This window comes from Variovorax paradoxus (assembly GCF_902712855.1).
Taxonomy (GTDB): Bacteria; Pseudomonadota; Gammaproteobacteria; order Burkholderiales; family Burkholderiaceae_C; genus Variovorax; species Variovorax paradoxus_Q.
The window spans coordinates 2,352,317-2,379,052 of sequence record NZ_LR743507.1; the positions used below are offsets into that span (position 1 = coordinate 2,352,317).

At 66.4% G+C, this 26,736-nt stretch carries 25 protein-coding genes; 21 read left to right on the forward strand and 4 right to left on the reverse strand.

The features are described 5' to 3' along the window. Nucleotides 1–8: 8 nt before the first annotated feature. The 7 genes from rimM (at nucleotide 9) to AACL56_RS10620 (ending at nucleotide 5,903) form a co-directional block, all read left to right on the forward strand. Nucleotides 9–563, forward strand: coding sequence for a ribosome maturation factor RimM (gene rimM, locus AACL56_RS10590; RefSeq protein ID WP_339089794.1), 555 nt, complete (start codon nucleotides 9–11; stop codon nucleotides 561–563). 16 nt (nucleotides 564–579) lie between these two features. Beyond that, nucleotides 580–1,326: a tRNA (guanosine(37)-N1)-methyltransferase TrmD gene (gene trmD / locus AACL56_RS10595; RefSeq protein ID WP_339089795.1), complete on the forward strand. Its 747-nt coding sequence runs from the start codon at nucleotides 580–582 to the stop codon at nucleotides 1,324–1,326. 111 nt (nucleotides 1,327–1,437) lie between these two features. After that, nucleotides 1,438–1,818 carry a 50S ribosomal protein L19 gene (gene rplS, locus AACL56_RS10600; RefSeq protein WP_339089796.1) on the forward strand — a complete coding sequence of 127 codons (381 nt, stop codon included), beginning with the start codon at nucleotides 1,438–1,440 and terminating at the stop codon, nucleotides 1,816–1,818. A gap of 155 nt (nucleotides 1,819–1,973) precedes the next feature. After that, the gene (locus AACL56_RS10605; protein ID WP_339089797.1) at nucleotides 1,974–2,693 is read left to right on the forward strand and encodes a CoA pyrophosphatase; all 720 of its coding nucleotides are present in this window, start codon (nucleotides 1,974–1,976) and stop codon (nucleotides 2,691–2,693) included. Between the two features lie 52 nt (nucleotides 2,694–2,745). Continuing rightward, nucleotides 2,746–3,747 carry a CobD/CbiB family protein gene (locus AACL56_RS10610; RefSeq protein WP_339089798.1) on the forward strand — a complete coding sequence of 334 codons (1,002 nt, stop codon included), beginning with the start codon at nucleotides 2,746–2,748 and terminating at the stop codon, nucleotides 3,745–3,747. Nucleotides 3,748–3,762: 15 nt separating this feature from the next. After that, complete coding sequence (gene hisC, locus AACL56_RS10615) at nucleotides 3,763–4,851, forward strand: histidinol-phosphate transaminase (protein ID WP_339089799.1); 1,089 nt, start codon at nucleotides 3,763–3,765, stop codon at nucleotides 4,849–4,851. A gap of 26 nt (nucleotides 4,852–4,877) precedes the next feature. After that, a complete protein-coding gene (locus AACL56_RS10620) occupies nucleotides 4,878–5,903 on the forward strand; it encodes a hypothetical protein (protein WP_339089800.1) in 1,026 nt (341 codons plus the stop codon). A 10-nt stretch (nucleotides 5,904–5,913) separates the two neighbouring features. Here the strand turns inward: AACL56_RS10620 and rsgA are convergent, their stop codons facing one another. From rsgA to AACL56_RS10635, 3 genes are read right to left on the reverse strand one after another with little or no spacing between them, the layout of a single operon-like run. Further along, nucleotides 5,914–6,867: a ribosome small subunit-dependent GTPase A gene (rsgA, locus tag AACL56_RS10625; RefSeq protein ID WP_339089801.1), complete on the reverse strand. Its 954-nt coding sequence runs from the start codon at nucleotides 6,865–6,867 to the stop codon at nucleotides 5,914–5,916. Nucleotides 6,868–6,879: 12 nt separating this feature from the next. After that, nucleotides 6,880–7,236, reverse strand: coding sequence for a 4a-hydroxytetrahydrobiopterin dehydratase (locus tag AACL56_RS10630; protein WP_339089802.1), 357 nt, complete (start codon nucleotides 7,234–7,236; stop codon nucleotides 6,880–6,882). 34 nt (nucleotides 7,237–7,270) lie between these two features. Beyond that, nucleotides 7,271–8,530, reverse strand: a complete 1,260-nt coding sequence (locus tag AACL56_RS10635) for a M48 family metallopeptidase (protein ID WP_339089803.1) — start codon at nucleotides 8,528–8,530, stop codon at nucleotides 7,271–7,273. 58 nt (nucleotides 8,531–8,588) lie between these two features. Between AACL56_RS10635 and orn the strand changes: the two genes are divergently transcribed. The 6 genes from orn (at nucleotide 8,589) to AACL56_RS10665 (ending at nucleotide 15,293) form a co-directional block, all read left to right on the forward strand. Then, nucleotides 8,589–9,185, forward strand: coding sequence for an oligoribonuclease (gene orn, locus AACL56_RS10640; protein WP_339089804.1), 597 nt, complete (start codon nucleotides 8,589–8,591; stop codon nucleotides 9,183–9,185). Nucleotides 9,186–9,476: 291 nt separating this feature from the next. Beyond that, nucleotides 9,477–11,339, forward strand: a complete 1,863-nt coding sequence (locus AACL56_RS10645; RefSeq protein WP_339089805.1) for a DEAD/DEAH box helicase — start codon at nucleotides 9,477–9,479, stop codon at nucleotides 11,337–11,339. A 211-nt stretch (nucleotides 11,340–11,550) separates the two neighbouring features. Then, nucleotides 11,551–12,624 (forward strand): NAD/NADP-dependent octopine/nopaline dehydrogenase family protein, encoded by a 1,074-nt coding sequence (locus AACL56_RS10650; RefSeq protein ID WP_339089806.1) that lies wholly within the window; start codon nucleotides 11,551–11,553, stop codon nucleotides 12,622–12,624. Beyond that, nucleotides 12,614–13,618, forward strand: coding sequence for a 3-hydroxybutyryl-CoA dehydrogenase (locus AACL56_RS10655; protein ID WP_339089807.1), 1,005 nt, complete (start codon nucleotides 12,614–12,616; stop codon nucleotides 13,616–13,618). The genes AACL56_RS10650 and AACL56_RS10655 overlap by 11 nt, the downstream gene beginning before the upstream one ends. Next, nucleotides 13,615–14,412, forward strand: a complete 798-nt coding sequence (locus tag AACL56_RS10660; RefSeq protein WP_339089808.1) for an alpha/beta fold hydrolase — start codon at nucleotides 13,615–13,617, stop codon at nucleotides 14,410–14,412. Before AACL56_RS10655 ends, AACL56_RS10660 begins: the two co-directional genes overlap by 4 nt. Beyond that, nucleotides 14,409–15,293, forward strand: coding sequence for a quinone oxidoreductase family protein (locus AACL56_RS10665; RefSeq protein WP_339089809.1), 885 nt, complete (start codon nucleotides 14,409–14,411; stop codon nucleotides 15,291–15,293). The genes AACL56_RS10660 and AACL56_RS10665 overlap by 4 nt, the downstream gene beginning before the upstream one ends. A gap of 18 nt (nucleotides 15,294–15,311) precedes the next feature. Here the strand turns inward: AACL56_RS10665 and AACL56_RS10670 are convergent, their stop codons facing one another. Continuing rightward, entirely contained in the window at nucleotides 15,312–15,797 is a 486-nt protein-coding gene (locus AACL56_RS10670) for a MarR family winged helix-turn-helix transcriptional regulator (RefSeq protein WP_339089810.1), read from the reverse strand. Nucleotides 15,798–15,941: 144 nt separating this feature from the next. On the opposite strand from AACL56_RS10670, the gene AACL56_RS10675 reads away from it, so the two are divergent. The 8 genes from AACL56_RS10675 to AACL56_RS10710 all read left to right on the forward strand — a co-directional run bounded on the left by AACL56_RS10675 (nucleotide 15,942) and on the right by AACL56_RS10710 (nucleotide 26,643). After that, the gene (locus AACL56_RS10675; RefSeq protein ID WP_339089811.1) at nucleotides 15,942–18,134 is read left to right on the forward strand and encodes an indolepyruvate ferredoxin oxidoreductase subunit alpha; all 2,193 of its coding nucleotides are present in this window, start codon (nucleotides 15,942–15,944) and stop codon (nucleotides 18,132–18,134) included. A gap of 4 nt (nucleotides 18,135–18,138) precedes the next feature. After that, a complete protein-coding gene (locus AACL56_RS10680; RefSeq protein ID WP_339089812.1) occupies nucleotides 18,139–19,641 on the forward strand; it encodes an indolepyruvate oxidoreductase subunit beta family protein in 1,503 nt (500 codons plus the stop codon). Nucleotides 19,642–19,654: 13 nt separating this feature from the next. Then, entirely contained in the window at nucleotides 19,655–20,647 is a 993-nt protein-coding gene (locus tag AACL56_RS10685; protein WP_339089813.1) for a PDR/VanB family oxidoreductase, read from the forward strand. A gap of 19 nt (nucleotides 20,648–20,666) precedes the next feature. After that, on the forward strand, nucleotides 20,667–21,980 hold the full coding sequence (locus tag AACL56_RS10690) for an aromatic ring-hydroxylating dioxygenase subunit alpha (protein ID WP_339089814.1): 1,314 nt from the start codon (nucleotides 20,667–20,669) through the stop codon (nucleotides 21,978–21,980). A gap of 119 nt (nucleotides 21,981–22,099) precedes the next feature. Further along, nucleotides 22,100–22,582 (forward strand): aromatic-ring-hydroxylating dioxygenase subunit beta, encoded by a 483-nt coding sequence (locus AACL56_RS10695; RefSeq protein ID WP_339089815.1) that lies wholly within the window; start codon nucleotides 22,100–22,102, stop codon nucleotides 22,580–22,582. A 7-nt stretch (nucleotides 22,583–22,589) separates the two neighbouring features. Next, on the forward strand, nucleotides 22,590–24,224 hold the full coding sequence (locus AACL56_RS10700; protein ID WP_339089816.1) for an AMP-binding protein: 1,635 nt from the start codon (nucleotides 22,590–22,592) through the stop codon (nucleotides 24,222–24,224). After that, on the forward strand, nucleotides 24,221–25,393 hold the full coding sequence (locus tag AACL56_RS10705) for a thiolase family protein (protein ID WP_339089817.1): 1,173 nt from the start codon (nucleotides 24,221–24,223) through the stop codon (nucleotides 25,391–25,393). Before AACL56_RS10700 ends, AACL56_RS10705 begins: the two co-directional genes overlap by 4 nt. Beyond that, nucleotides 25,390–26,643 carry an SDR family NAD(P)-dependent oxidoreductase gene (locus AACL56_RS10710; RefSeq protein WP_339089818.1) on the forward strand — a complete coding sequence of 418 codons (1,254 nt, stop codon included), beginning with the start codon at nucleotides 25,390–25,392 and terminating at the stop codon, nucleotides 26,641–26,643. The genes AACL56_RS10705 and AACL56_RS10710 overlap by 4 nt, the downstream gene beginning before the upstream one ends. Nucleotides 26,644–26,736: the final 93 nt, after the last annotated feature.

A 26,736-nucleotide genomic window follows, 5' to 3' on the forward strand; every position in this document is an offset into this window, starting at 1 on the left:
AAACGGCGATGTTGCCCGGACTCGAAGCCGCCGAATTGCCGGCGGACGCGATCGAAGTAGGGCGCATCGCCGATGCGTGGGGCATCAAGGGCTGGTTCAAGGTCTTGCCCCACAGCGCCCAACCCGAGGCGCTTTTTTCTTCCAAGCGCTGGTTCCTGCAGGCTCCCGGAGCCTCGGCAAGCACCGCTTTCAGGCTCGCGGTCCGCGAAGCCAAAGAACATTCCGATTGCATCGTCGCCACGTCCGAGGACGTGCCCGACCGCAACGCTGCAGAAGCGTTGCGTGGTGCGCGCGTGTTCGTTCCCCGTTCGAGCTTCCCCACCGCCGGTGACGATGAGTACTACTGGGTCGACCTGATCGGCCTTTCGGTCGTCAACCGCGAGGGCGTGACGCTCGGCACTGTGCGCGAACTGCTGGCGACCGGTCCGCAGACCACGCTGGTGCTGGCCGCCGAGTCGGACGGCAAGGCGGTGGAGCGCATGGTGCCCTTCGTCTCGGCCTTCGTCGACAAGGTCGACCTGGCTGGCCGGCTCATCACGGTCGACTGGCAGCCCGACTACTGATCGGCCCTCGCGCGTCATGCGCTTCGACGTCCTCACGCTGTTTCCCGAGCTGTTTGCGCCCTTCCTGGCCAGCGGCGTGACTCGCCGTGCCTACGAGTCGAAGCAGGTCGAAGTCGTGTTGTGGAATCCGCGCGACTTCGCTCAGGGCAACTACAAGCGTGTGGACGACCGGCCGTTCGGCGGCGGACCTGGCATGGTCATGATGGCCGAGCCACTGTCCGACTGCCTCGATGCGGCCCTCGCGGCGCGTGGAGCGCCGGCGCCTGTCGTGCTGTTCTCGCCGATCGGCGAGGCGCTGCGGCACGAAGCCGTCGAGCGCTGGTCGGCGAGCGAAGGCGCCGTGCTGGTCTGCGGCCGCTATGAAGGCATCGACCAGCGTTTCATCGACGCGCGTGTCACTCATCAGATCAGCCTCGGTGATTTCGTGCTGTCCGGCGGCGAGATCGCGGCGATGGCCTTGCTCGACGCAGTGGCGCGCCTGCAGCCCGGCGTGCTTGGCGACGAGGCCAGCCATGTGCAGGACAGCTTCAATCCCGCGCTCGACGGCCTGCTCGACTGCCCTCACTACACGCGGCCGGAGCAGTGGAACGGGGAGGGCGTGCCGGCGCCGTTGCTTTCCGGCCACCATGCTCAGATCGAGCGCTGGCGGCGCGACCAGCGGCTGGCCATCACGGCCGAGCGGCGGCCGGAATTGATCGATGCGGCCCGGGCGGCCGGACGCCTTGGCAAAGCCGATGAGGCTGTGCTGAAAAAAAAGCTATAATCGCGGGCTTCCCCGATCCTCTGCCCGGCCGCGCCCGGTCTTCCTGCGGTTCTTCCGCGAAAGCCCAAGGCGCCTTCTGTGTAGCCCGACACGATCGAATATCAGGAAATCATGAACCTCATCCAGACCCTCGAGCAGGAAGAAATTTCCCGCCTCGGCAAGACCATCCCCGATTTCATGCCCGGCGACACGGTCATCGTCAGCGTGAACGTTGTCGAAGGCACCCGCAAGCGCGTGCAGGCTTACGAAGGCGTGGTGATTGCCAAGCGCAATCGCGGCCTCAACAGCGGCTTCACCGTGCGCAAGATCTCCAGTGGCGAAGGCGTGGAACGCACGTTCCAGACGTACAGCCCGCTGATCGCCGGCATCGAAGTCAAGCGTCGTGGCGATGTGCGCCGCGCCAAGCTGTACTACCTGCGCGAGCGCAGCGGCCGTTCGGCACGCATCAAGGAAAAGCTGCCGAGCAAGTCGACGGCTTCGATGGCCGCTTGATCGCTGCCCTCCTGTCGTGCAAGAAAAGCCGCCGCTCTGGCGGCTTTTTGCATTGGTGCTTCGCACAAAAGACAGCCCCGCATTTTTAGGCTCTACTTCCTCTCTGCTTCGCCTTCGGGCCATCTCATCTCTTGACCACACCCACCGTCGCTCCCATGCAATCTGCGCCTCTCGAACCCGTCAATGCCGTGGTGCCGCCCACGCTGCTGCAGTTCGACCCGCGCGAGGCGCCATTCGTGGATGGCAGCGATGGTCTTCCTGCAGTTGGAGCCGATCAGCTCACGGCGCAAGCGCTGCGCGCGCGCTTTGCGGCACCGCCGGAGTGGACACCCGAATTGCGCCGAGAACCGCGAATGGTCGACCGCGCGCCTGCGCAGGCGGCTGTGCTGGTGCCGATCGTGCAGCGCCCGCAAGGCGCGACGGTGCTGCTGACCGAACGCACCACGCACCTGTCGAACCATTCTGGACAGGTGGCATTCCCGGGCGGCCGTGTCGATCCCGAAGACGCCAATATCGCCGCGGCTGCGCTGCGCGAGGCATGGGAAGAGGTCGGCCTCTCGGCGCAATACATCGAGGTGCTGGGAAGTCTTCCTACCTACACCACGGTGACTTCGTTCATCGTGACGCCGGTGGTCGCGCTGGTGCAGCCCGACTTCGAGCTCACCATCAATCCCTACGAAGTGGCCCAGGCCTTCGAGGTGCCGCTCGCCTGGCTGATGGACCCGGCCAACCATCGCCGTCACTCCGTGAGTGCGGTCGACGGCCGCCGGCGCGAGTGGTATTCCATGCCGTACCAGGACGGCCCGGACGAGCGTTTCGTCTGGGGTGCGACCGCAGGCATGCTGCGCAATCTCTACCGTTTTCTTGCTGCCTGAATCGCGTCCGAGGGCGCACTGAACCTTCAAGCGCTCTCGCTATCATCGAAGGATGAGCTTCTTTGCCATCCTGTGCGCGCTGCTGATCGAGCAGGTGCGGCCGCTGGGTCCGCACAACCCCGTGTATGGCGGGGTCCTGGCGTGGACGCGCTGGACCAGCCGCAACTTCGACGCGGGCAAGCCGCACCATGGATGGATCGCGTGGGGCCTTGCGGTATTCGTGCCCACGCTCGCCGCGCTCGGTATCCATTGGCTGCTGGTGCTGACACTGGGTCTGCCATTCGCGGTGCTTTGGAGCATTGCGGTGCTGTATGTCACGCTCGGCTTCCGCCAGTTCAGCCACCACTTCACGGACATCCGCGACGCGCTCGAGGAACGCGACGAGCCGCTCGCGCGCTCGCTGCTCGCGCATTGGCAAGGTGTCGATGCGGCCGACCTGCCGCGCAGCGAAATAGTGCGCCACGTGATCGAGCATTCGGTGATCGCCGCGCACCGCCACGTGTTCGGGGTGCTGGCGTGGTTCTCGATTGCCGCGGCGATCGGACTCGGCCCGGCGGGCGCTGTTTTCTACCGCATGAGTGAATTCGTCTCGCGTTACTGGGCCCACAAGAACGGTGCGGCGCTGCAGCCCTCGAGCGTTTCCGTGCAGGAAGCCGCCAGCCGCGCCTGGCACGTCATCGACTGGCTGCCCGCACGCATCACGGCGCTCGGCTTTGCGGTGGTCGGCAGCTTCGAGGAGGCGATCGACTGCTGGCGCAACGACGCACAGCGCTTTCCCAACGAGAACGACGGCGTGATCCTTGCGGCCACGTCGGGCGCGGTGAACGTGCGCCTGGGCGGTGGCTCGCTGAGTCCGATCCCTGTTGCCGACCCGTTGCCGCGAGCCCAGGCTGGCGAGTCGTTCGCCGACGGGCGGCGGCTCGACAGCGGCAGCACGCCAGGGCGCGAGCCCGAGCCTGCTCACCTGCGCAGCGTCGTCGGTCTGGTCTGGCGCTCGGTCGTGATGTGGATGGTGCTGCTGGCCTTGCTCACCCTGGCTCGCCTGTTGGGCTGAGCGAAGGAAAAACCCATGACAAACACCGTGCCGGCTTTCTGGAGCCCGCGCATCGGCGCGCTCGAGCCCTATGTGCCCGGCGAGCAGCCGCGCATCGAGAACCTCGTCAAGCTCAACACCAACGAGAACCCGTACCCGCCGTCGCCTGTCGCGGTCGAGGCGATCCGGCGTGCCGCCGAAAGCGGCCTGGAGCGCTACCCCGACCCGACTTCGCTCGCGTTGCGCGAGGCGGTCGCGCGACGACACGGCCTGCAGGTCGATCAGGTGTTTGCGGGCAACGGCTCCGACGAAGTCCTCGCGCACGCTTTCTTCGCCTTCTTCCAGCAGGCCGAGCCGCTGCTGATGCCCGACGTGAGCTACAGCTTCTACAAGGTCTACGCGCAGATCTACGGCATTCAGTGCGAAGTGCAACCCGTAGACGACGGTCTGCGCATCGACGTCGACGCTCTTGCCGCCCGCGCCCGCAAGGGTTGCGGGGGCATCGTGATCGCCAACCCGAACGCGCCGACCGGCATCGGCCTTCCGCTCGCACGCATCGTTCAGCTCCTCGAAGCGTGCCCCCAGCGCGTGGTGCTGGTGGACGAGGCCTATGTCGACTTCGGCGGTGAAAGCGCACTGTCGCTGATCCCCAGGCATCCCAATCTGCTCGTGGTGCATACCCTTTCGAAGTCGCGTGCGCTGGCCGGCCTGCGCGTCGGCTTTGCATGCGGCCAGTCGCACCTGATCGACGGGCTCGTGCGCGTGAAGGACAGCTTCAATTCGTATCCCATCGATCGCCTGGCCTCGGCCGGCGCCGTGGCCTCGCTGGACGACGAAGCCTGGTTCCGCACCACCTGCGACAAGATTGTCGATACCCGAGAAGGCCTGAGCCTGCAACTCGAGGATCTGGGCTTCGATGTGCTGCCGTCGCAGGCCAACTTCGTTTTCGCGCGGCATCCGCAGCGCGATGCCGCCGAGCTCGCGGCGCTGTTGCGCGAGCGAGCGGTGCTGGTGCGGCACTTCAGGCAGCCGCGCATTGCACAGTACCTGCGCATCAGCGTCGGCACGCGCGAGCAATGCATGCAGCTCGTGCAGCACCTTCAAGACATCCTCGCTCCCACCTGAAGCCCGCACGCTCCTGATCGGAACCCATGCAGACCCAAGACACCGACCCCCGTGCTGCCGCTTGCGCGGCCTTCTGGCAAGCCGTGAGTTCCCGCCTCGAGAGCCTGCGCACCCTGCCGGCCAGGGAACTGATGGACGGCCTGAACGAACTGCTCCAGCCACTGTTCCCGAAGCTGGCGGCCGAGGTCGCTGGCGATCCGCCCACTTTCAAGCTGGTGCTGACCGCACACGGTGCGAAGGAGGAGTTCGAGGACCTGATGGCGCTGGTGCAGAGCAGTCCGCAGCTTCCAGGCGTCGAGGTGGAGGCCTTCCGTCAGCGTTGGGGCAAGGGCTTCGCGATGCGCATGAACGATTTCGAGTTGGCGAGCGCAGACGTGCTCCTGAAGCAGGAGCCCTATCAAGGCCTGGTGGCGCTGGAGGTCGGCTTCGCCAAGCCGATTCCCATGGACATGCAGGACCACGCGCGCCATATGAGCTTCATCATGCTCGACCACATCCTGGGCGAGTACGACTTCGCGGTGAAGATCGGGCCGGTCGATTTCGTCGAGGGCGACGACCAGGCCTCGTTCGACGGTGTGCCGCTCGACGACTTCGTTCCTGTGTTCGATGCCTGCTGGCGCGACGAGCTTGGCCACACCGGTGTGTTTCCGGTGGGCGAGCATGCCTGGTCGGGCTTGCGGGCCACGCGCGAGACCGACAGCGGCGAGGAGATCGAGATGATCGTGATGCGCAACGACTCGGCCGCAGCGCTGGTCGGACGCGCCGACCTCGGGCATCGCCTCTCAGCCGCCATGCCCGTCGAGTCCGGCGAAGAGCTTGAAGAAGCCCGCACCTACGAAGACCGCCTGACGGCCCTGCTGCAGAACCACGAGGAAGGCTGCTGCACGCACGTCGTGCTCGAGGAGGGGGTGCGGACCGTCAATTTCCAGGTGGCCGATGCGGCCGCGGCGATCACGCATGCCCAATCGCTGCAGGACGAGATGGATCTGCCCGTGACGCTGGGCCTGGTCTTCGACCCGAGCTGGCAGTCCTACCGCGAATGGGTGCGCTGAGGCGCCTGCTTCAGTAGCGCTTCTGGCTCAGCTCGGCGAACAGTTCGCCATAGATCCGGTAGCGGCTCGGGCTGATGGCACCGGCCTCGTTCGCCGTGCCGACGTTCGCGATCACGCCGCAGCCGGGTTCGTGCAGGTGGGTGCAGTTGTAGAACTTGCAGTCGCCCATGTGTTCGGCGATGTCGGGCATCAGGCCGGCGAGCTGCGTCGGCTCGATGTGGTTCAGCCCGAATTCCTGGAAGCCTGGCGAGTCGATCAGGCCGGTGGTGCGGTCTTTGTCGATCCAGTACCAGGTGGTGCTCGTGGTCGTGTGCTTGCCCGAATTCAATGCCTGCGAAATTTCCTGCGTGAGCGCTGCCGCGCTCGGCACCAGCAGGTTGGTCAATGTGCTCTTGCCTGCACCGGACGGGCCGAGCACCAGTGTCGACTTGCCTGCAAGCAGCTTCATCAGCGACGCGTGATCGGCCTCGCCCGACGCCTTGAGCGACAGCGGGAGCACGCCGTGATGCATGCGGCGGTAGGGCGCCAGCCTGGCCCACGCGCGCTCGAAAGGCTCGACCAGGTCGCTCTTGTTGAGCGCGATGATCGGCGTGATGCGCTCGGCCTCTGCCGCGATCAGCGCGCGCGCCAGCTGGTGTTCGGAGAACTCCGGCTCGGCCGCGATCAGGATCAGCACATGGTCGAGGTTGGCTGCGAACGACTTGGTGCGGATTTCGTCCTGCCGGTAGAACAGGTTGCGCCGCGGCAGCACCTGCTCGATCGTGCCTTCGTCCTCGCTGGCCTGCCAGTGCACGCGGTCGCCGACCACGGCCTGGCTTTTCTTGCCGCGCGGATGGCAGATGCGCCGCTCGCCGTCGGGTGTCTCGACGATGCAATGGCGCCCGTGGCTGGCGATGACCAGGCCTTCGTGAAGAGTCTTCGCGGCAGTGGCCGCGGTGGCGGCGGCGCGGCCGGGCTTAGCCAAGGGCGTGATCCCTCATGCGGTGGCGTCGGGCGCGCCGACAAGCGCGTCGGCCTGGCGTGCGCAGTCGAAGTCGGTGGCCGAAATGCCGCCGACGTCATGCGTGTTGAAGCGCACCACGCAGCGGTTGTAGTGCACCGACAGGTCGGGGTGATGGTCCTGCGTGTGCGCCACGAAGGCCAGCGCATTCACGAAGGCGATGGTCTCGAAGTAGTTGGCAAAGGTGAAGGTCTTTTCGATGGCGACGTCGGCACCGTCGCCGGTGAGCTTCCAGCCGTCGAGGCGCGCGAGGCTCGACACGATCTCGGTGGCGCTCAGCGCCTTGCGGGGAGGAAAGTTCTTCCAGTCCTTGGGTTTGAACATGCTGTTCATGGTGGGCGTCGTTCGAAAGAATGAAGTGGTTCGGTCAGGCGGGCGTCATGCGCGCAAGGCGTTCCGATGCCGGCGGATGGGAGTAGTAGAAGCTGACGTACACGGGGTCCGGCGTGAGCGTCGAAGCGTTGTCCTGGTAGAGCTTGAGCAGTGCGGCCGACAGGTCGGCACCGCTGGTTTGTGCCACCGCGTAGGCATCGGCCTCGAATTCGTGCTTGCGCGACAGCCGTGCCGGCAGCGGTGCCACGAAGAAGCCGAACACTGGCACGGCGAGCATGAACAGCAGCAGCGCCAGCGCACTGTTGGGTGCGGCCATGTTTGGCTGTACGCCCAGGCCCGTGTAGAACCAGGCCTGCGTCGACACCCAGCCCAGCAATGCGAAGCCGGCGAGGCTCAGCGCGAACATGGCGACCAGCCGCTTCACGATGTGGCGATGCTTGAAATGGCCCAGCTCGTGGGCGAGCACGGCTTCGACTTCGCCTGCGTTCAGCTGGCGCAGCAGCGTGTCGTAGAACACCACGCGCTTGCTCGCGCCGAAACCGGTGAAGTAGGCATTGGCATGCGCGCTTCGGGTGCTGCCGTCCATCACGAACAGGCCCTTGGCCGCAAAGCCGCAGCGGTTCATCAGCGCTGTGACGCGCGCCTTCAGCGTAGGGTCGTCGAGCGGCTTGAATTTATTGAACAGCGGTGCAATGAAGGTCGGGTAAATCAGCATCAGCAGCAGGTTGAATCCCATCCAGGCGCCCCAGGCCCACAGCCACCACAGTTGGCCAGCGGCGCCCATGAGCCAGAGGATCAGTGCTGCAATGGGAAGACCGATCGCTGCACCCAGCAGCGTCGACTTCAGCATGTCGGCCAGCCAGAGCTTCCAGGTCATCTTGTTGAAACCGAAGCGTTCTTCCAGCCGGAAGGTTTGCCAGAGTGTGAAAGGCAGCTCCAATAGCCCACCGATGGCAGCGAAGGCTGCCAGCAGCGCCAATTGCTGCACCATGCCGCCGCCGATCCACGTCAGCAGCAGCCGGTTGAGCACGTCGAGCCCGCCGAGCAATGTCCACCCAAGAAGCAGGGCTGCACTCCAGGCCATTTCCACCAGGCCAAAGCGGCCCTTGGCGATCGTGTAGTCGGCAGCCTTCTGGTGCGCGGCGATGGTGATGGTCTGCGCAAAAGCAGGCGGCACGGTGCCGCGATGCAATGCCACATGGCGTACCTGCCGAGAGGCGAGCCAGAACTTCACGAGCAGGCCGGCAACCAGCGCGACCGCAAAAACAGTGGTGAAGATGATCGAATAGGACATGGAGCGGCGAGTTTAGTCCCGGGTATCTGGCGCCGCAGCCTTCGACGACAATCCTGCGATGCCTGAATCTCTCGACCCGACGTCCCCGGCCGAAGTGCCCACCCTGAAGAAAAGCGACCAGAACCTAGTCTGGCTCGACTGTGAAATGAGCGGCCTCGATCCTGAGAAAGAGCGCCTGCTCGAAATTGCGGTGGTCGTGACCGGCCCCGAGCTTACGCCTCGCATTGACGGGCCAGTGCTCGTCATTCACCAGAGCGATGCGGTGCTCGACGCCATGGACGCGTGGAACAAGGGCACCCATGGCCGCAGCGGCCTGATCGACAAGGTCAAGGCCTCCACGCTGGACGAGGCCGCTGCCGAGCAGCAGCTGCTGGAATTCATCGCCAAGTACATTCCCCGCAGTGGCTCGCCGATGTGCGGCAACACCATCGGCCAGGACCGGCGCTTCCTGGTCAAGTACATGCCCAAGCTGGAGGCGTATTTCCACTACCGCAACCTGGATGTCAGCACCCTCAAGGAGCTTGCCAAGCGCTGGAAGCCCGCGGCCTACAACAGCTTCAAGAAGCAGCAGGCCCACACTGCTCTGGCCGATGTGCACGAATCCATCGAAGAGCTGGCGCACTACCGCGAAACCTTCCTGCGTCTCGTGGATTGAGTCGGGTTGCAGGCCGCGGCGCAGATTGCAGCCTTCTGCATCAACGGCGTTAGGTAAAAACCCGAATTCGTGCCATAATTGCGGGCTTCGCTGACCGGTCGGGTATTTCAAGTCCGGCCAGCGTCTCTTGCATCTCCCTATCTTGCACACCGCGCCCGATCGCATTCGCTGATCAAAAAAGGGCCGCAGTCCCGGGCGTCAGCCCGGGGTTGAATGTCGTTGGATGGTTGATGTTTTTAACCACCAACGGGGCGCCGCCCACGGCAGCGCTCGCGTTTGAGATTGATATTCATGACCGACGCTTTTGAAGCGCAGGGCGAGTTCGCGCCTGTGCAATCCGCTACCCATAACGAATTCACCGCTTCCACGGATACCGTGTCCGAGGCGCCCATCCTCGAGGTGCTGGATGCAGCTGCGCCCGAGGCGCCCGCAACCGAAGAACCCGCCGCGCCCAATGGCTTCATCAAACTGGGCCTCGCGCCCGAGCTGATCGCCGCCGTGGCCGACATGGGCTTCACCCAGCCCACGACCGTCCAGGAAAAGGTCATCCCCATTGCCATGGGCGAGCCGGCCGGTGCCGCTCAATCGGCGCGTTTCGTCGACTTGATGGTTTCCAGCCAGACCGGCTCGGGCAAGACCGCTGCCTTCTTGCTGCCCGTGCTGCACACGCTGATCAAGCGCCAGGCCGAGGCCGAAGCCGAAGCCAAGGCCGAGTTCCAGCGGCTGGCCGCCGAAGCTGCTGCGCGTGGCGAAGCCGCGCCTAAGAAGCCGAAGCGCAAGGACCCGACCAACGCACGCCATTTCAAGGCCGCCACACCCGGTGCCTTGGTGCTTTGCCCGACGCGTGAACTCGCGCAGCAAGTGGCGCACGATGCCATCGAGCTGGTTCGCCACTGCCGCGGCCTGCGTATCGCCAACGTGGTGGGCGGCATGCCTTACCAGCTTCAGATCGCTCGCCTGCAGAACGCCGACCTCGTGGTCGCCACGCCGGGCCGCCTGCTCGACCTGCAACGCTCGATGCAGATCAAGCTCGACCAGGTCAAGTTCCTGGTGGTCGACGAAGCCGACCGCATGCTCGACCTCGGCTTTGCCGACGACCTGGCCGAAGTCAACCAGCTCACCATCGAGCGCCAGCAGACCATGATGTTCAGCGCCACCTTCGCGCCGCGCATCCAGCAGCTGGCCACCCGTGTGATGCGCGAACCGCAACGTGTGACCATCGACAGCCCGCAAGAGAAGCACGCCAACATCAAGCAGGTGCTGTTCTGGGCCGATAACGCCCAGCACAAGCGCAAGCTGCTGGACCACTGGCTGCGCGACACCACCATCAACCAGGCCATCGTGTTCGCGAGCACGCAGGTTGAGTGCGACGGTCTCGCCAACGACCTGCAGCAGGACGGCTTCAGCGCCGTGGCGCTGCACGGTGCGCTGAGCCAGGGCCTGCGCAACCGCCGCCTGATGGCACTGCGCCAAGGCCAGGTGCAGATCCTGGTGGCAACCGACGTTGCCGCTCGCGGCATCGACGTGCCGACCATCACCCACGTGTTCAACTTCGGTCTGCCGATGAAAGCCGAGGACTACACCCACCGCATCGGCCGCACCGGCCGTGCCGGCCGCGACGGCATCGCTGTCACGTTCGCTGAGTTCCGTGATCGCCGCAAGATCATGGACATCGAGCACTACAGCCGCCAGCAATTCAAGGCGGAAGTGGTGCCGGGCATGGAGCCGCAACAGCGCATGCCGCAGTCGCGCCCGCCGCAAGGCGAATTCCGCGGCGGCCGCGGCGACAACCATTCGCGCGACCGCAAGTTCGGCGGCGGTGGTGGTTATCGTGGCAACAACGGCGGTGGCTATGCCGGCGCCAGCGGCTTCAACGACCGCAATTCGCGCGGTCCGGGTGCACCGGGCCCACGTGGCTTCCAGGGCCAGAACGCCGGTTTCGGTGGCGGTCGTGACGAAGGTGGCTACGGCCGCAAGCCGGGCTGGGGCGACAGCGCTCCGCGTGGCGGCCACGGTCATGGTGGCGGCCGCGGCGACGGCGGCGGCTTCGCTCCGCGCGAAGGCTTCGCGCCCCGCGGCGCAGGCCATGGCGGCCAGGGCAAGGTGTTCGTGCCCCGCGACGCGCAAAAGCGTTCGTTCAAGCCCAGCCGCTGATTCTTGTCGAGCGGCATGACAGCCGCTTCGTCCCCCGAAAGCCCGCGCTTCTCACGAACGCGGGCTTTTTCATCTCGGGTTTCCGAGCGGTCGGGTGTTGTCGGATATTGATTGACATCTGAATCGATGAAAAGTAATGTAATGGCGCATTGCTCCTCCGGGTCCGTCCTGCGGCCGCCGGTTCTTCGACACCTGCTTTTCGACTTTCGACATGAAAATTGCGATTCTTGGGGGTGGTCATGGCGCCTACGCAGCCGCCGCCGACCTGTCTGAAACCGGCCATGAAGTGCGCCTGTGGCGCCGCGATGCCGCCGCGCTTGAGCCGGTCATTCGCGCCGGTGCAATCACGCTGAAGGACGCCGACGGCGCTCGCGAGGCTCCGATTGCACTGGCCACCGCCGACATCGGCGCCGCGCTGAACGGTGCCGAGCTGATCGTCATTCCCACGCCCGCCATTGCGCAGCACGACATCGCACTTGCGATGGCGCCGCATCTCGTCGACGGCCAGGTGGTCTTCCTGCCGCCAGGCACTTTCGGCAGCTATGTGATGGCGAAGACGGTGAAGGACGCCGGCAGCCGAGCGGACGTCGCCTGGGCCGAGACCGGCACCTTGCCCTATCTGGCGCGCAAGCACGGCGAGCGGGAGGTCAACGTCACCATCCGCGCCATCCGGCTGCCCACCGGCGTCTACCCGGCTCGCAAGGAGGCGCAGGCCATCGAAGTGATCCGCAAGGCCTACCCCGCCGTGCATGGCTGTGGCGACGCGCTCTCGGGCGCGCTGATGAATGCCGGCCCCATCATCCATCCGCCGCTGATGGTGATGAACGCCGCGCCGCTGCAGCACTTCGAACGGTGGGACATCCACAACGAAGGCACACAACGTGCAGTGCGCGATGTGACCGATCGGCTCGACCAGGAGCGCATTGCAGTGCGCGAGGCCTTCGGGCAGCACGCGCCGCACTATCCGCTGGCCGACCACTACAACAACGACCAGTGGATGTACGGCGACGCGCACAAGCAGCTCGTGAAATCGGGCGACTGGCGCGAGAACATCGACCTGCACTCGCACCGCTACATCACCGAGGACACCGAGCTCGGCCTGGCTTTTCTGGCGTCGGCCGCGCGCCATGCGGGCGTGGACGCTCCCATCGCGCATGGCCTGCTGGCCATCGTGGGTGGATTTCTCGGTCGCGATCTGCGCCGCGGTCCTCGCACATTCGAAAGCCTGGGCCTGGCCGACCTGAGCGCCGCCCAGCTCAAGCAGAGGCTGCACGATGGCGAATGAAGCTGCGCTGCCGCGCTTTGCGGCGGTCGGCGCGGGCCGCATGGGGCGCGGCATTGCGATCGCGTTCGCCTATGCCGGTCGCCGCATTTCGCTGATCGACCTGCGCCCGCGCACCGACGACGCGTGGCAGCGCCTGCGTGACGAGGCCAGGGCCGAGATCGAAGGCAGCCTCTCGGGTCTTGCGCAACTCGGCGTGATCGACGCGGCGCAGATCGAGCGAATCGCCGCACGCGTCGAGTTCGTCAAAGCCTCCGACGCTCCGCAGGCCCTCGCGGCGGCGGAACTCGTGTTCGAAGGCGTGCCGGAGACGATGGAGGCCAAGCGCGAGGCGTTCGAGCATCTCAACCGCCATTGCCGCGACGACGCCATCCTCACCTCGACCACCAGCAGCATCCTCGTGACGCAGCTGGCGGCGCTCGTGCGGCTGCCGGAGCGCTTCCTCAACATGCACTGGCTCAATCCGGCTTACGTGATTCCGGTCGTGGAGCTCAGCTGCCATCCGGCCACCGACGGTGCCGTGCTCGCGCGGACCAAGGCGCTGATGGAAGAGATCGGCAAGCTGCCCGTGGTCTGCGGCGCTTCGCCCGGATACATCGTGCCGCGGCTGCAGGCGCTGGTGATGAACGAAGCCGCACGCATGATCGAAGAGGGCGCTGCTACTGCCGAAGAGATCGACAAGGCCACGCGATATGGCCTGGGCCTGCGCTTCGCCGCGCTGGGTGTGGTCGAGTTCATCGACTTCGGTGGTTGCGACATTCTTCATCACGCAAGCCGAGAGTTGTCGGCCTCGCTCGATGCCGGCCGCTACACAGCGCCGTCCATCGTCGGCCGCATGGTCGAGCAGGGCCGCCTGGGTCTGAAGAGCGGCAGCGGCTTCTACAGCTACGAAGGCCGCGACATTCCGGCCTACCGGCGCGATGTGCTCTCGCGCACGCTCGGCGAACTGCGTCATGCAGGCCTGTGGCGTGCGCCCGCCGACGAGACCTTGCCATGAACATCCGCCGCGCCTTTGCGGACCTGTCGGTGGGGCAGGTGCACTACGCGGAATGCGGGGACGCGCAAGCACCTGCCGTGCTGCTGCTGCACCAGTCGCCGCGCAGCTGGGCCGAGTACCGTGCGGTGCTGCCGTTGATCGGCGTGCATCGCCGTGCCATTGCAATGGACACCGCCGGCTTCGGCGATTCCGAGGATGGCGGCGTGCCCGCGAGCATCGAGCAATGGGCGCGCGTGGCGTGTGAGCTGCTCGACGTGCTGAACATCGTGCAGGTCGACGTGGTCGGACATCACACCGGCGGCGTGGTGGCAGTCGAACTGGCTGCCGCGTTTTCCGATCGGATTCGCAGCCTCGTGCTGTCGTCGACACCCTTCACCGACGAGCATTTCCGTCGCGCGCGTGCCCAACGTCCGCCGATCGACGAAGTTGCACCCAGTGAAGACGGTTCGCATCTCGCTGCGTTGTGGCAGAAGCGCCAGGGTTTCTATCCGCCGGGACGCCCTGATCTGCTCGAGGCTTTCGTGCGCGATGCACTGAAGGTCGAGCGTGTCGAGGAGGGTCACCGTGCCGTCGCGTCGTACCGCATGGAAGACCGGATCGGACGCCTCGTGCAGCCCACGTTGATCGTTCGAGCCGCCCTCGATCCTTTCGCTGCCCCGCATGCGGCAGAACTGCAGCATCACCTGCCGCGTGCACGCATCGTCGATATCGACGGCGGCATGGTGCCGCTGCCCGACCAGATGCCCGAGGTTTTCGCGCAGACGGTGCTCGACTTCCTGGCAACGTTGCCATGAAGGCCGTGCGTGTCCATGGCTTCAATGCCGAGCCCGTGCTGGAAGAGGTCGCGGACCCTGTCGCCCGCCCGGGCCGCACTATCGTGCGCATGGAAGCCGCCACGGTTGGCCATATCGACCGCACCGTGTGGCGCGGCAGCTTCCTGCGCCACCCGCCGCTGCCGTACACGCCGGGCGTGGAAGCCGCGGGGGTTGTCGTTGCGAGCGATCGCCACAGCATAGGACAGCGCGTGTGGCTGCGTGGCAGCGGGCTCGGCACGCTCTTCGATGGCACCTGGTGCGAACTCGTCGAGGCGCCCGACGAAGCGCTGGGACTGTTGCCCGACGGCGTCGCGATGACGCTGGGTGCCGCGTTCTTCTCTCCATGCACATCCGCATGGGTTGCATTGCACGACGTGGCCAAGCTGCAGCCCGGGGAAGAAGTGCTTGTGAGCGGTGCGAGCGGCGCCGTCGGTTCGCTCGTGATGCAACTCGCCAGCGACCTGGGTTGCGTGGCGACGCCGGTCGACCCGAATGCCGAGGCGCCACCAGTCGCCAGCGCCGACTTGCTGATAGACACCGTCGGCGGCGACATTCTCTCGAAAGTCCTTCCTGCAGTACGACCCGGCGGGCGTGCCGTGCTGATCGGCTACACAGCTGGGCCAACGTTGCAGCTGGACATTGCACACTTCCTGCAACGCGATGTTGCGCTCCTGCCGCTCAACATGTTTCGACGTGAATCAGCGGGCCGTGCTGCCGCGCCCGAACTGCTTGCAAGGTTGGCCGATGGCCGCCTGCATCTGGACGTCCGGCCGTTCGCGCTCGCCGATGCGGCCCGGGCTCTGGATTGGATTGCGCAACGCGGCCACCGCGGACGCGCGGTTCTCGTGGCTCGCCCCTGATCGGCGAGCCCGAACGCTTCACTCCTCTTCCGGCTCCTCGACGGGCACATGCACGTGCAAGTCGATCATCTGCCGCAAGGTGTGCTTGAGCTCTTCGGCGCGCCGCAACCCGAAGGGCTCCAGCACGCGCCGCTCGTGGTCGCGAGCAAGTTCCATCAGGTGCTCGACCGCCTTCAGCCCTTGCCTTGTGATGCGCACCAGCGTGATGCGGCGATCACTTTCGTGGGGCAGTCGCTCGACCTGTCCTCGTGCCTCCATGCGGTCCAGCAGCCGCGTCACCGTGGGCTGCTTGGTCACCGTCACCTGCGCGAGCTGGCCGATGCTGATCGCTTCGCTGCCTGCGAGCGAAGCCATCACACGCCATTCGGAGATGGAGAACCCCTGCTGCCGCGCAACCTCGTGGAACTCCGAAGAGATCAACTGGCTGGCCTGCGCGAGCAGCGCCGGCAGATAGTCGTCGACGAAGCGATGCGAGGCCGACTCGGGTGTTGAGGGCTCAGCCATGAACGCGCCCCGTGCATGTGGCGGGCACGCTGCTTGCATGTCTAGGGTAATTCATGATTGTGGATACATTCATTTGTCAACATTATAGAAAGCACGATGTGGCAGCTGAAGCGCATCGTCCCACGATAGACAACAAGGACCCACATGGCTGAGCGTTCGTTCGTCGAAGAAGTCAAGAAGCTGCGGCTCTCCGGGGGCGAGGTCTTTCGTGGAGAAGGCATTCTGGCCGTGACCAAGGCCCTCCTCGAGTCCGGGGTTTCCTATGTGGCGGGCTACCAGGGTGCACCGATATCGCACCTGATGGACGTGCTGGCCGATGCGCAGGACATCCTCGCCGAGCAGGGTATCCGTTTCGAGAACAGTGCCAGCGAAGCCACTGCTGCAGCCACTCTTGCGGCATCGGTCAACTATCCGCTGCGCGGCGCCGTCACCTTCAAGGCCACCGTGGGCACCAACGTCGCGTCCGACGCGCTCGCCAACCTGGCCTCGGGCGGCGTCACCGGCGGCGCGCTTGTCATCGTGGGCGAAGACTACGGCGAAGGTTCGTCCATCATGCAGGAACGCAGCCATGCGTTCGCGATGAAGTCGCAGATGTGGCTGCTCGATCCTCGTCCCAACCTGCCGAGCATCGTCGATGCGGTGAAGCAGGGCTTCGATCTTTCGGAAGCCAGCAACACGCCCGTGATGCTCCAGTTGCGCATCCGTGCGTGCCATGTGCATGGCCACTTCATCGCTGGCGACAACAAGCGCGCCAGGTTCACGTTGAAGGATGCGCTTGAGAACCCGCAGCGCGACGTCAGCCGCATCGTGCTGCCGCCCGCGAGCTTCGTGCACGAGCAGGAAAAGGTGAGGGACCGCTGGCCTGCAGCGGTGCGTTTCATCGAGGAGCGCCAGCTCAACGAGTTCTTCTCCGAGGACGCCGACGACATCGGGATCATCGTGCAAGGCGGCAGCTACAACACGCTGCTTCGCGCGCTCGAGCGATTGGGTCTCGCCGACGTCTACGGCAACACCCAGGTGCCGCTCTACGTGATGAACGTGGCCTATCCGGTCATCGAAAGCGAAGTGATCCGCTTCTGCGAAGGAAAGCGCGCAGTGATGGTGGTGGAAGAAGGCCAGCCCAACTTCGTCGAACAGAACCTCGCGACCATCCTGCGCCACGCTGGCTCGAACACCGTTCTGCATGGCAAGGACATGCTGCCCGTGGCCGGCGAATACACCGCTGCCGAACTGCTGAAAGGCGCACGCACTTTCTGCGAGCGCTATCAGCGCCTTGCACCTTTGCCCGTGCCTGCGCCGGTGCGCAAGGTGATCCCGCTGGTGGAAGTCGCGGCAGTCGGTGTCGATGCGGCGCCGGAGCCTGCATTGCCATCCACCACGCTGGGCGAAGTCGTGCATGCCCGTCCACCGGGCTTCTGCACCGGTTGCCCCGAGCGTCCGATCTTCAGCGCGATGAAGCTGGTCGAGCGCGAACTCGGGCCGCACCACGTGAGCGCCGACATCGGCTGCCACCTGTTCTCGATCCTGCCGCCCTTCAACATCGGCAACACCACCATGGGCTACGGCCTGGGCGGTGCGGGCGCTGCGGCGCTGAACGCGCCGGCCGGCAAGCGCGCCATCTCGATGATGGGCGACGGCGGCTTCTGGCACAACGGCCTCACCAGCGGAGTGGCCAACGCGGTCTTCAACAAGAGCGACAACCTCACCATCGTCGTCGACAACAACTACACATCGGCCACCGGCGGACAGGACATCCTCTCGTCGCACGCCGTCAACAAGACGCGCAGCACCGGCCACGAGATCGAGCGCGCGGTGCGCGGCGTCGGCGTCGAGTGGGTGAAGACATTGCGTCGCACCTACGACGTCGCAGGCATGCGCGACGCGCTGAAAGAGGCGCTCACCACCAAGACCAAGGGTCCGAAGGTGCTCATCGCGCAGTCGGAGTGCATGCTCAACAAGCAACGCCGCGAGAAGCCGCTGGTGCGCAAGGCCGTCGCCGACGGCAAGCGCATGGTGCGCGAAAAATTCGGTGTCGATTCCGACACCTGCACCGGCGACCATTCGTGCATTCGTCTGTCTGGCTGCCCTTCGCTGTCGATCAAGCCCAATCCCGATCCGCTGCGTACCGACCCGGTGGCCACCGTGCTCGACAGCTGCGTGGGCTGCGGCGTGTGCGGCGAGGTCTCGCACGCCGCGGTGCTGTGCCCTTCGTTCTACAAGGCGCAGATCGTCAGCAACCCGAGCCGTTGGGACCTGTGGCGTGAACGCGTGCGCGCCGCCGTCATCGGCTGGCTGCAGCGTGGCGAAGCCCGCCGCCGCGAAGCCTTCGCCTTCTGAAACGATGACCGCTGCGCAACCCATCAAGATCGCGATCCTCGCCATGGGCGGGGAGGGCGGCGGCGTGCTGGCCGACTGGATCGTCGACATGGGCGAGGCCAACGGCTACGTCGCCCAGACCACCTCGGTGCCCGGCGTGGCCCAGCGCACGGGCGCCACCATCTACTACGTCGAGTTGTACCCGCTGGCACAGGCCGAGGCCGATGGTGGCCGCCCGGTGCTCGCGCTCATGCCGCTGCCGGGCGATGTCGACGTAGTGCTGGCTTCGGAACTCATGGAGGCGGGGCGCGCCGTGCAGCGAGGCCTCGTCACGCAGGAACGCACGACGCTCATCGCGTCGACGCACCGCGTGTTCTCGATCGCGGAGAAGAGCGCGCTCGGAGACGGACGCGTGGAGAGCGGCCAACTGCTTGCGCACACGGCCAGGGCCGCCAAGCGGTTCATCCGCTTCGACATGGCGCAGGCGGCGGAGGCATCGGGCAGCGTGATCAGCGCCGTGCTCTTCGGCGCGCTCGCGGGCTCGGGCGTCCTGCCGTTCAGCCGCGCGCAGTTCGAATCGACCATCGAACGCGGCGGCGTGGGCGTCAAGCCCAGCCTTAAGGCCTTCGGTGCAGCGTTCGATCGCGCGCAAGGCGGCGACGACGGTGAGCCTGCGGTCCAGGCGGCGGTTGCCGCGCCTGCGCCGCAGCCGCGCCACCCGGCCGTGCGCGCGCTGGTCGAGCGCGTGCAGCGCAGCTTTCCGGAGGCCGCGCAAAACCTGTTGCTCGAAGGCGTGCGCCGTCTCATCGACTACCAGGACGTGGCGTATGCCGGCCTGTACCTCGACCGCATGGCCGCTGTAGCGGCCATCCCTGGGGACAACCAGCGCCTGCTGGACGAGACGGCGCGCCATCTGGCGCTGTGGATGTCCTACGAGGACACCGCTCGCGTGGCCGCGCTCAAGACCCGCGCCACCCGTTTCGAGCGGGTGCGGGGCGAGGCACGCGTGCAACCGGACCAGGTGCTGGCCATCAACGAATACATGCACCCGCGCCTGCAGGAGATATGCGAGACGCTGCCAGGCGGCATCGGCCGCTGGCTCATGGGGTCGACGCTGCCGAAGAAGCTCGTGGAGCGCTTCACCCAACATGGCCGCGTGATCCAGACCAGCTCGCTGCGCGGCTACCTCATGCTGCGCACCGTCGCGGCCATGAAGCGCTGGCGCCTTTCCACGATGCGCTATGCCGACGAGAACCGCCGCATCGAGCAATGGCTGCAGCGCATTGCCGCCACAGCACAGCGCAACCCCGAGCTCGCCGTCGAGCTCGCGCAGTGCCAGCGTCTCGTGAAGGGCTACAGCGACACGCACGAGCGCGGCGTCCGCAACTACGACACCGTGATGCGCGCCTTCGAACGCGCCGGAGCGGCGCTGGCACCGGCCACGCTGCGAGAACTGCGCGACGCGGCGCTGGCCGACGAACACGGCCACAAGCTGCAGGCCGCGCTGGTACAGCACGCACTGGCCTGAAGAGACGAAGAAGATGACCGCACCCTCCGCCACCCTTTCATTGCGCGTCGTCGAAGCGCGGGAACTGAATCCGCTGATCCGCATGCTGCGTCTGCGCGCCGACGATGGCCGTGCACTGCCCGGTTTCGCGGCCGGTGCGCACGTCCGCGTGCAGGTGTCGCTGCCCGATGGCAGGACGGACTGGCGCCATTACTCGCTCATCAATTTCGCGACCGCCCGCAATGCCACCAATGCGCCGACGGAGTATGTGATCGCTGTGCGCAAGGAAGCGGAGGGCCGGGGCGGCTCGCGCTTCATGCACGAGCATCTGAGGGAGGGCGACGCGCTTGCGATCGAAGCCCCGAAGAACGACTTTCCGCTGCACACCGGGCCGGGCGGCTCGGTGCTGGTGGCCGGCGGCATCGGCGTCACGCCGCTCGCCACCATGGCCGCCCGCCGCCGTGCGGAAGGCGCGCCCGTGCGCATGCACTATGCCGGCCGTGCGCGTGAGCTGATGGCTTTCCTGCCCGAGCTGCAGGACCTGCTGGGCGACGACCTGCGCGTGCACACCGACGCAGAAGCCGGCCGGCCGCTGGACATCGACGCACTGCTCGACGACGTGCCCGCTGGCGACCGCCTCTACGTCTGCGGCCCGAAGGTCATGCTCGACGCCGTGCTGGAGCGCACGCAGGCACGCGGCTGGGAGCACGACCGCGTGCACTTCGAACTGTTCACCGAGGTCGTCGCCGAGGCCGGCGACCAGCCTTTCGAAGTGGAGCTGGCGCAGTCGGGCCAGCGCTTCACCGTGCCGGCCGACCAGAGCATCCTCGACTGCCTCATCGAGCATGGCTGCGATCCGATGTTCGACTGCAAGCGCGGCGAGTGCGGCGTGTGCGCCGTGCCTGTGCTCGAGGGCGAGATCGACCACCGCGACTACGTGCTGACCGCCCGCGAGAAGGCCGAGGGCGCCGTCATGCAGATCTGCATCTCGCGCGCCAAGGGCGCGCGCCTGGTGCTGGACATCTGAAGCCGGGAGCCACGACACCATGACCGCATACAGAGACAACCCCGATGCGATCCGCGCGCTGGTGCAGGACGACCGCGTGCACCGCGACCTGTACACCAGCCAGGAGCTGTTCGAGCTGGAGCAGCAGCACTTCTTCGCCAACACCTGGAACTACGTCGGCCACGAGAGCCAGCTGCCCAAGCCCGGAGACTGGATCAGCAACGAGATCGCGGGCCGTCCGCTGATCATCGTGCGCCATTCGGACGGCAGCGTGCGCGCCATGATGAACCGATGCGCCCACAAGGGCTCGCGGCTGGTCAACGGGCCCTGTGGCAACACCGGCAAGTTCTTCCGCTGCCCCTATCACGCCTGGACCTTCAAGACCGACGGCGCCCCGCTGGCCATTCCACTGAAGACGGGCTACGAGCACACGCAGCTGCACGAGTGCGAATCGGGCAAGGGCCTCACCACGGTGAAGCACGTACGCAGCCATCGCGGCTTCATCTTCGTGAAGATCAACGACGCGGGGCCGGATTTCGACGAGTACTTCGGGGACTCGCTGAGCTCCATCGACAACATGGCCGATCGCTCGCCCGAAGGCGAGCTCGAGATCGCCGGCGGCTGCCTGCGCTTCATGCACCAGTGCAACTGGAAGATGTTCGTCGAGAACCTCAACGACACCATGCACCCCATGGTGGCGCACGAGTCCTCGGCCGGCACCGCCAAGCGCATGTGGGCCGACAAGCCGGCCGACGAGCCCAAGCCCATGGCCGTGGAGCAGTTCGTGCCCTTCATGTCCGACTACAAGTTCTTCGAGGACATGGGCATCCGCACCTACGACAACGGCCACAGCTTCACGGGCGTGCACTTCAGCATCCACAGCAAGTACAAGGCGATCCCCGCATACGACGACGCCATGAAGGCGCGCTACGGCGAGGAGAAGACCGCACAGATCCTCGGCATGGCGCGGCACAACACCGTGTACTACCCGAACCTCACGATCAAGGGCGCGATCCAGGCGATCCGCGTGGTCAAGCCGATCTCGGCCGACAGGACCCTGATCGAGAGCTGGACCTTCCGCCTGAAGGGCGCGCCGCCCGAACTGCTGCAGCGCACCACCATGTACAACCGCCTGATCAACTCGCCGTTCTCGGTGGTGGGCCACGACGACCTGCAGGCCTATCGCGGCATGCAGGCCGGTCTGCATGCGAGCGGCAACGAATGGGTAAGCCTGCACCGCGACTACGACCCGTCGGAACTGAAGGGCGGCGAGATCACCACCGGCGGTACCAACGAGCTGCCGATGCGCAACCAGTACCGCAGCTGGGTGCAGCGCATGACGGAGACGATGTAAATGGCCAACCCCCAGGCTTCGCGCACTTCGTGTCGCTTCTCCAACCCCCTTGCAGGGGGCAACACCAGCGGCCCGGCAAAGCCGGTTCCGCGGTGTTCCTCGAATGGGGAGGTACTGAAATGACATCGGTGACTCATCAGGACCTGATCGACTTCGTCGTGAACGAAGCGCACCTTCTCGACACGCGCCGCTACGAGGAGTGGAATGCGCTCTTCACCGAAAACGCGTTCTACTGGATTCCGCTCGTGCCCGACCAGGAAGACGGCCTCAACCATACCTCGCACCTCTACGAGGACAAGCTGCTGCGCGACCTGCGCATCGAGCGCCTCAAGAGCCCGCGCGCCTTCTCGCAGCAGCCGGCGAGCCGCTGCCACCACCTGCTGCAGGTGCCGGTGGTCGAGCAGTTCGATGCCCAGGCCAACCGCTTCGTGGTTCGCACCGCGTTCCACTATACCGAGTCGCAGGGCGACGAGCTGCAGTTCTACGTCGGCACCTTCTTCCATCACCTCGCCGTGCAGGGCGGTGCGCTGCGCATGACGCTCAAGCGCGTCAACCTGCTCAACTGCGACGCGGCGCTTCCGGCCGTGCAGCTCTTCATCTAAGGACGCGATGCCCCACGCCACCGTCCATCAAGTCTTTGCGGCGACCGCGGCGCGCACGCCGCAGGCCGAGTTCCTGTTCACCGAATCGGTGACCGCCGCCGCCTACGGCATCGAGGCCGGTGCCATCCGCTGGGGCGAGGCTGCAGGCGAGGTCGAGCGCCTGCGCGCGGCCTATGCGCAGGCCGGCTACGGGCATGGCCACCGCGTCGGCCTGCTGCTGGAGAACCGGCCCGCCTTCATCTTCCACTGGCTGGCGTTGAATGCGCTGGGCGCGAGCGTGGTGCCGATCAATGCCGAGATGCGCTCGGCCGAACTGGTCTATCTCATCGGCCACAGCGAGATCGGCCTGGCCGTGACGCTGCCGGGCCGTGCCGCCGACCTCCGGGCGGCCGCGGCGCAGGCCGGCGTGGCCTTCGAGACGATGGGCCCGGACGATGCCGTGCCGCCGGCGAAGACCGCCGGACCGCGTGCCCACGAACCCATCGGCATCGACACCGAATGCGGCCTGCTCTATACCTCGGGCACCACGGGCCGTCCGAAGGGTTGCATCCTGAGCAACGCCTACTTCCTGCGCGCGGGCGAGTGGTACGCCGCGCTGGACGGTGTGTGCAGCATCCGCCCGGACATGGAGCGCGTCATCACGCCGCTGCCGCTCAACCACATGAACGCGATGGCGTTCTCCACCATGGTGGTGCTGGTGGCGGGCGGTTGCCTGGTGCAGCTCGACCGCTTCCATCCCAAGAGCTGGCTCGCCAGCGCCAGGGAAAGCGGCGCCACCATCGTGCACTACCTCGGCGTGATGCCCGCGATGCTGCTGTCCGCACCCGCATCGCCGGCCGACCGCGACCATGCGATCCGCTGGGGCTTCGGCGCGGGCGTCGACCGCAAGAACCACGCACCGTTCGAGGAGCGCTTCGGCTTTCCGCTCGTCGAAGCCTGGGCCATGACCGAGACCGGCGCCGCCGCCTGCATCATGGCCAACCGCGAGCCGCGCCTGGTGGGCACGAGCTGCTTCGGGCGGCAGGAGGAGTTCGTCGAGATCCGCCTGGTCGGCGAGGACGGCCACGAGGCGGCGGTCGATGCGCCGGGCGAACTGCTGGTGCGGTCTTCGGGCAGCGACCCGAAGCGCTACTTCTTCTCCGGCTATCTGAAGGACGAGGAGGCCACGCGCGAAGCCTGGGCCGACGGCTGGTTCCATACCGGCGACCTGGTGCGCCGCGACGCGCAGGGCAACTTCTTCTTCGTCGACCGCAAGAAGAACGTGATCCGCCGCAGCGGCGAGAACATCTCGGCGGTCGAGGTCGAGAGCGTGCTGAACCAGCATCCGGCCGTGAAGGCGTCGGCGGTGGCCGCCACGCCCGACGCAGTGCGCGGCGACGAAGTACTGGCCTGCATCGTGATGCGCGAAGGCGCCGATGCCTCGCAGCCCGCGCAGACCGCCGCCAGCATCGTCGAGCACGCGCTGGCGCAGCTGGCGTACTACAAAGCACCCGGCTACGTCGCCTTCGTCGATGCGTTGCCCCTCACCCCGTCGCAGAAGATCCAGCGCGGCCAACTGCGCGAGATGGCGCAGTCGCTGCCGGGGCAGGGCCACTGCATCGACACCCGCGCGATGAAGAAACGACAGGTGGGCGCGGCATGACGAAACCGCGACTCTCCTACGAAGGCGTCGCGGTCGCGGTGCCCATCACCGTGCCGTATGTGCGCTACTCCACGCGCACCGCGCACTGGTTCATCGGCCAGGCGATCGAGGCGCTGGTCCAGGCCAGCGGCGTGCCCAAGGAACAGATCGACGGACTGTGCCTCAGCAGCTTCTCGCTCGCACCCGATACGGCGGTCGGCGTCACGCAGCACCTCGGCATGTCGCCCCGCTGGCTCGACCATGTGCCCACCGGAGGCGCCTCCGGCGTGATGTGCCTGCGCCGTGCGGCACGTGCGGTGCAGGCGGGCGATGCCGACATCGTTGCCTGCGTTGGCGCGGACACCAACCATGTCGACTCCTTCCGCCAGACGCTCGGCAGCTTCAGCAACTTCGCGCGCGACGCAAGCTATCCCTACGGCTCGGGCGGGCCCAACTCGATCTTCGCTTTCATCACCGCCAACTACATGCGCACCTACGGCGCGAAGCGCGAAGACTTCGGCCGCATCTGCGTCGACCAGCGCACCAATGCGCTCGGCAATCCGAACGCGATGTTCAAGAAGGCGTTGACGCTCGACGAGTACATGGATTCGCGGCCCATCTCCGACCCGATCCACCTGTTCGACTGCGTCATGCCCTGCGCGGGCGCCGACGCGTTCCTGGTGATGAGCGAAGAGCGCGCGCGCGACCTCGGGCTGGCGCACGTGGTGATCCGAGGCGCCATCGAACGCCACAACGCCTATGCCGAAGATCCTGTGATGGTGCAGGGCGGCTGGCGCAAGGACCGCGACGACCTCTACGCGCAGGCCGGTGTACAGCCCGCCCAGCTCGATTTCGTGCAGACCTACGACGACTATCCGGTCATCGTGATGATGCAGTTCGAAGACCTCGGTTTCTGCGAGAAGGGCGAGGGCTCGGCCTTCGTGCAGTCGAACACCATGACCTTCGACGGCAGCTTTCCGAACAACACGAGCGGCGGGCAGCTGTCCGCAGGGCAGGCCGGCGCGGCCGGCGGCTTCCTCGGCATGGTCGAGGCGATCCGGCAATTGACCGGCCAGGCCGGACAACGCGCCGTGCCGAACGCCCAGCTGGGCCTTGTTGCCGGCTTCGGCATGGTGACCTACGACCGCTGCCTTTGCACAGGCGCCGTCATTCTCGGGAGAACCGCATGACGATGCCCTTGATGCGTCCCCCGCGCAAGAACCCGGTGCTGCGCACCCGGCAGATGAACCTGCCGCCCGGCGCGCGCGGCCGCGTGGCACTCGGCCTGACGGCCGCCGCAGCCGAAGGCCGCTTCGAACTGCAGACCTGCGACGACTGCGGCACGGTGCAGTACCCGCCGCGCGAGGTCTGCCACAAATGCCTTTCCGCCGCGCTGCGCTGGCGCGAGCAAAGCGGCGAGGGCGAACTGATGGGCAGCACCACGCTGCACCACAGCAACGACCTGTTCTTCCGCGAGCGCCTGCCCTGGCGCCTGGGCCTGGTGCACCTGGATGCCGGCCCGACGCTCATGGTGCACCTGCACGGCGAGGTCGGCGATGCACCCGCGCGCGTGCGCGTCGGCGCCCGGCTCGACCGCGCAGGTCAGGCGGTTCTCATTGGTTTTCCGAATGAAGGGAGTGCCCATATGGCCGACGACAGGATGCTGCGCGAAATGACCAGCGACCCCAAGTTCCGCAAGGCGCTGGTGACCGACGGCAAGACCGAGACCGGCCAGGCCATCGTGCGCGCGCTGGTGAAGGCCGGCGCCGACATCGTCTGGGTCGGCCATGCCGAACCCTGGAAGAAGATGGGCGACGGTCTCGACGACATCTCGGCGCTGCCGCAGGTCACGCTGGTGCCGCTCGATCTCACCAACGGCCGGCAGGTGACGGAGCTCGCAGGCTCCATCGGCGGCAAGGTCGACATCGTGATCAACAACGCCGAGGTGCACCGCACCTTCGGCATCGGCGCGCGCCGCGGCACCGACGTGGCCAAGGCCGAGATGGACATCAACTACTTCGGCCTGCTGCGGCTGGCGCAGGAGTTCGGCCCGGCGCTCAAGGGCCGTTCGGCCGACGGCGTGACGGGGGCCACCGCGTGGGTCAACCTGCTGTCGGTCTACGCGCTGAGCAACTTTCCGCCGCACGGCACCTTCAGCGCATCGAAGGCGGCGGCGCATTCGCTGGCGCAGTGTCTGCGTGCAGAGATGCGGCCTGCCGGCATCCGTGTGATCAACGTGTTCCCTGGCCCGATCGACGACGAATGGAACCAGCACACGCCGCCGCCCAAGCTCGCGCCCACCGCGCTGGCCAATGCCATCGTGAAGGCGCTGCGCGACGGCGTGGAGGACGTGTATCCCGGCGACGTGGCGCAGGAGTGGCTGGAGCGCTGGCGCGACAACCCCAAGGTGCTCGAGCGCGAGCTGGCCGCTGGGTCATGAGGCACACCCCCAGGCTTCGCGCACTTCGTGTCGCTTCGCCAACCCCCTTGCCGGGGGCAACACCGGCGGCCCGGCAAAGCCGGTTCCGCGGTG

Coding starts and splice junctions, on each gene's coding strand:
- AACL56_RS10670 (WP_339089810.1), bottom strand. CDS start 15,797: ATGGCTGAGCCCTCAACACCCGAGTCGGCCTCGCATCGCTTCGTCGAC.
- AACL56_RS10690 (WP_339089814.1), top strand. CDS start 20,667: ATGACCGCATACAGAGACAACCCCGATGCGATCCGCGCGCTGGTGCAG.
- orn (WP_339089804.1), top strand. CDS start 8,589: ATGCCTGAATCTCTCGACCCGACGTCCCCGGCCGAAGTGCCCACCCTG.
- AACL56_RS10645 (WP_339089805.1), top strand. CDS start 9,477: ATGACCGACGCTTTTGAAGCGCAGGGCGAGTTCGCGCCTGTGCAATCC.
- AACL56_RS10685 (WP_339089813.1), top strand. CDS start 19,655: ATGACCGCACCCTCCGCCACCCTTTCATTGCGCGTCGTCGAAGCGCGG.
- AACL56_RS10620 (WP_339089800.1), top strand. CDS start 4,878: ATGCAGACCCAAGACACCGACCCCCGTGCTGCCGCTTGCGCGGCCTTC.
- AACL56_RS10630 (WP_339089802.1), bottom strand. CDS start 7,236: ATGAACAGCATGTTCAAACCCAAGGACTGGAAGAACTTTCCTCCCCGC.
- AACL56_RS10635 (WP_339089803.1), bottom strand. CDS start 8,530: ATGTCCTATTCGATCATCTTCACCACTGTTTTTGCGGTCGCGCTGGTT.
- AACL56_RS10655 (WP_339089807.1), top strand. CDS start 12,614: ATGGCGAATGAAGCTGCGCTGCCGCGCTTTGCGGCGGTCGGCGCGGGC.
- AACL56_RS10705 (WP_339089817.1), top strand. CDS start 24,221: ATGACGAAACCGCGACTCTCCTACGAAGGCGTCGCGGTCGCGGTGCCC.
- AACL56_RS10700 (WP_339089816.1), top strand. CDS start 22,590: ATGCCCCACGCCACCGTCCATCAAGTCTTTGCGGCGACCGCGGCGCGC.
- AACL56_RS10665 (WP_339089809.1), top strand. CDS start 14,409: ATGAAGGCCGTGCGTGTCCATGGCTTCAATGCCGAGCCCGTGCTGGAA.
- rimM (WP_339089794.1), top strand. CDS start 9: ATGTTGCCCGGACTCGAAGCCGCCGAATTGCCGGCGGACGCGATCGAA.
- rplS (WP_339089796.1), top strand. CDS start 1,438: ATGAACCTCATCCAGACCCTCGAGCAGGAAGAAATTTCCCGCCTCGGC.
- hisC (WP_339089799.1), top strand. CDS start 3,763: ATGACAAACACCGTGCCGGCTTTCTGGAGCCCGCGCATCGGCGCGCTC.
- trmD (WP_339089795.1), top strand. CDS start 580: ATGCGCTTCGACGTCCTCACGCTGTTTCCCGAGCTGTTTGCGCCCTTC.
- AACL56_RS10610 (WP_339089798.1), top strand. CDS start 2,746: ATGAGCTTCTTTGCCATCCTGTGCGCGCTGCTGATCGAGCAGGTGCGG.
- AACL56_RS10675 (WP_339089811.1), top strand. CDS start 15,942: ATGGCTGAGCGTTCGTTCGTCGAAGAAGTCAAGAAGCTGCGGCTCTCC.
- AACL56_RS10650 (WP_339089806.1), top strand. CDS start 11,551: ATGAAAATTGCGATTCTTGGGGGTGGTCATGGCGCCTACGCAGCCGCC.
- AACL56_RS10605 (WP_339089797.1), top strand. CDS start 1,974: ATGCAATCTGCGCCTCTCGAACCCGTCAATGCCGTGGTGCCGCCCACG.
- AACL56_RS10660 (WP_339089808.1), top strand. CDS start 13,615: ATGAACATCCGCCGCGCCTTTGCGGACCTGTCGGTGGGGCAGGTGCAC.
- AACL56_RS10680 (WP_339089812.1), top strand. CDS start 18,139: ATGACCGCTGCGCAACCCATCAAGATCGCGATCCTCGCCATGGGCGGG.
- AACL56_RS10710 (WP_339089818.1), top strand. CDS start 25,390: ATGACGATGCCCTTGATGCGTCCCCCGCGCAAGAACCCGGTGCTGCGC.
- AACL56_RS10695 (WP_339089815.1), top strand. CDS start 22,100: ATGACATCGGTGACTCATCAGGACCTGATCGACTTCGTCGTGAACGAA.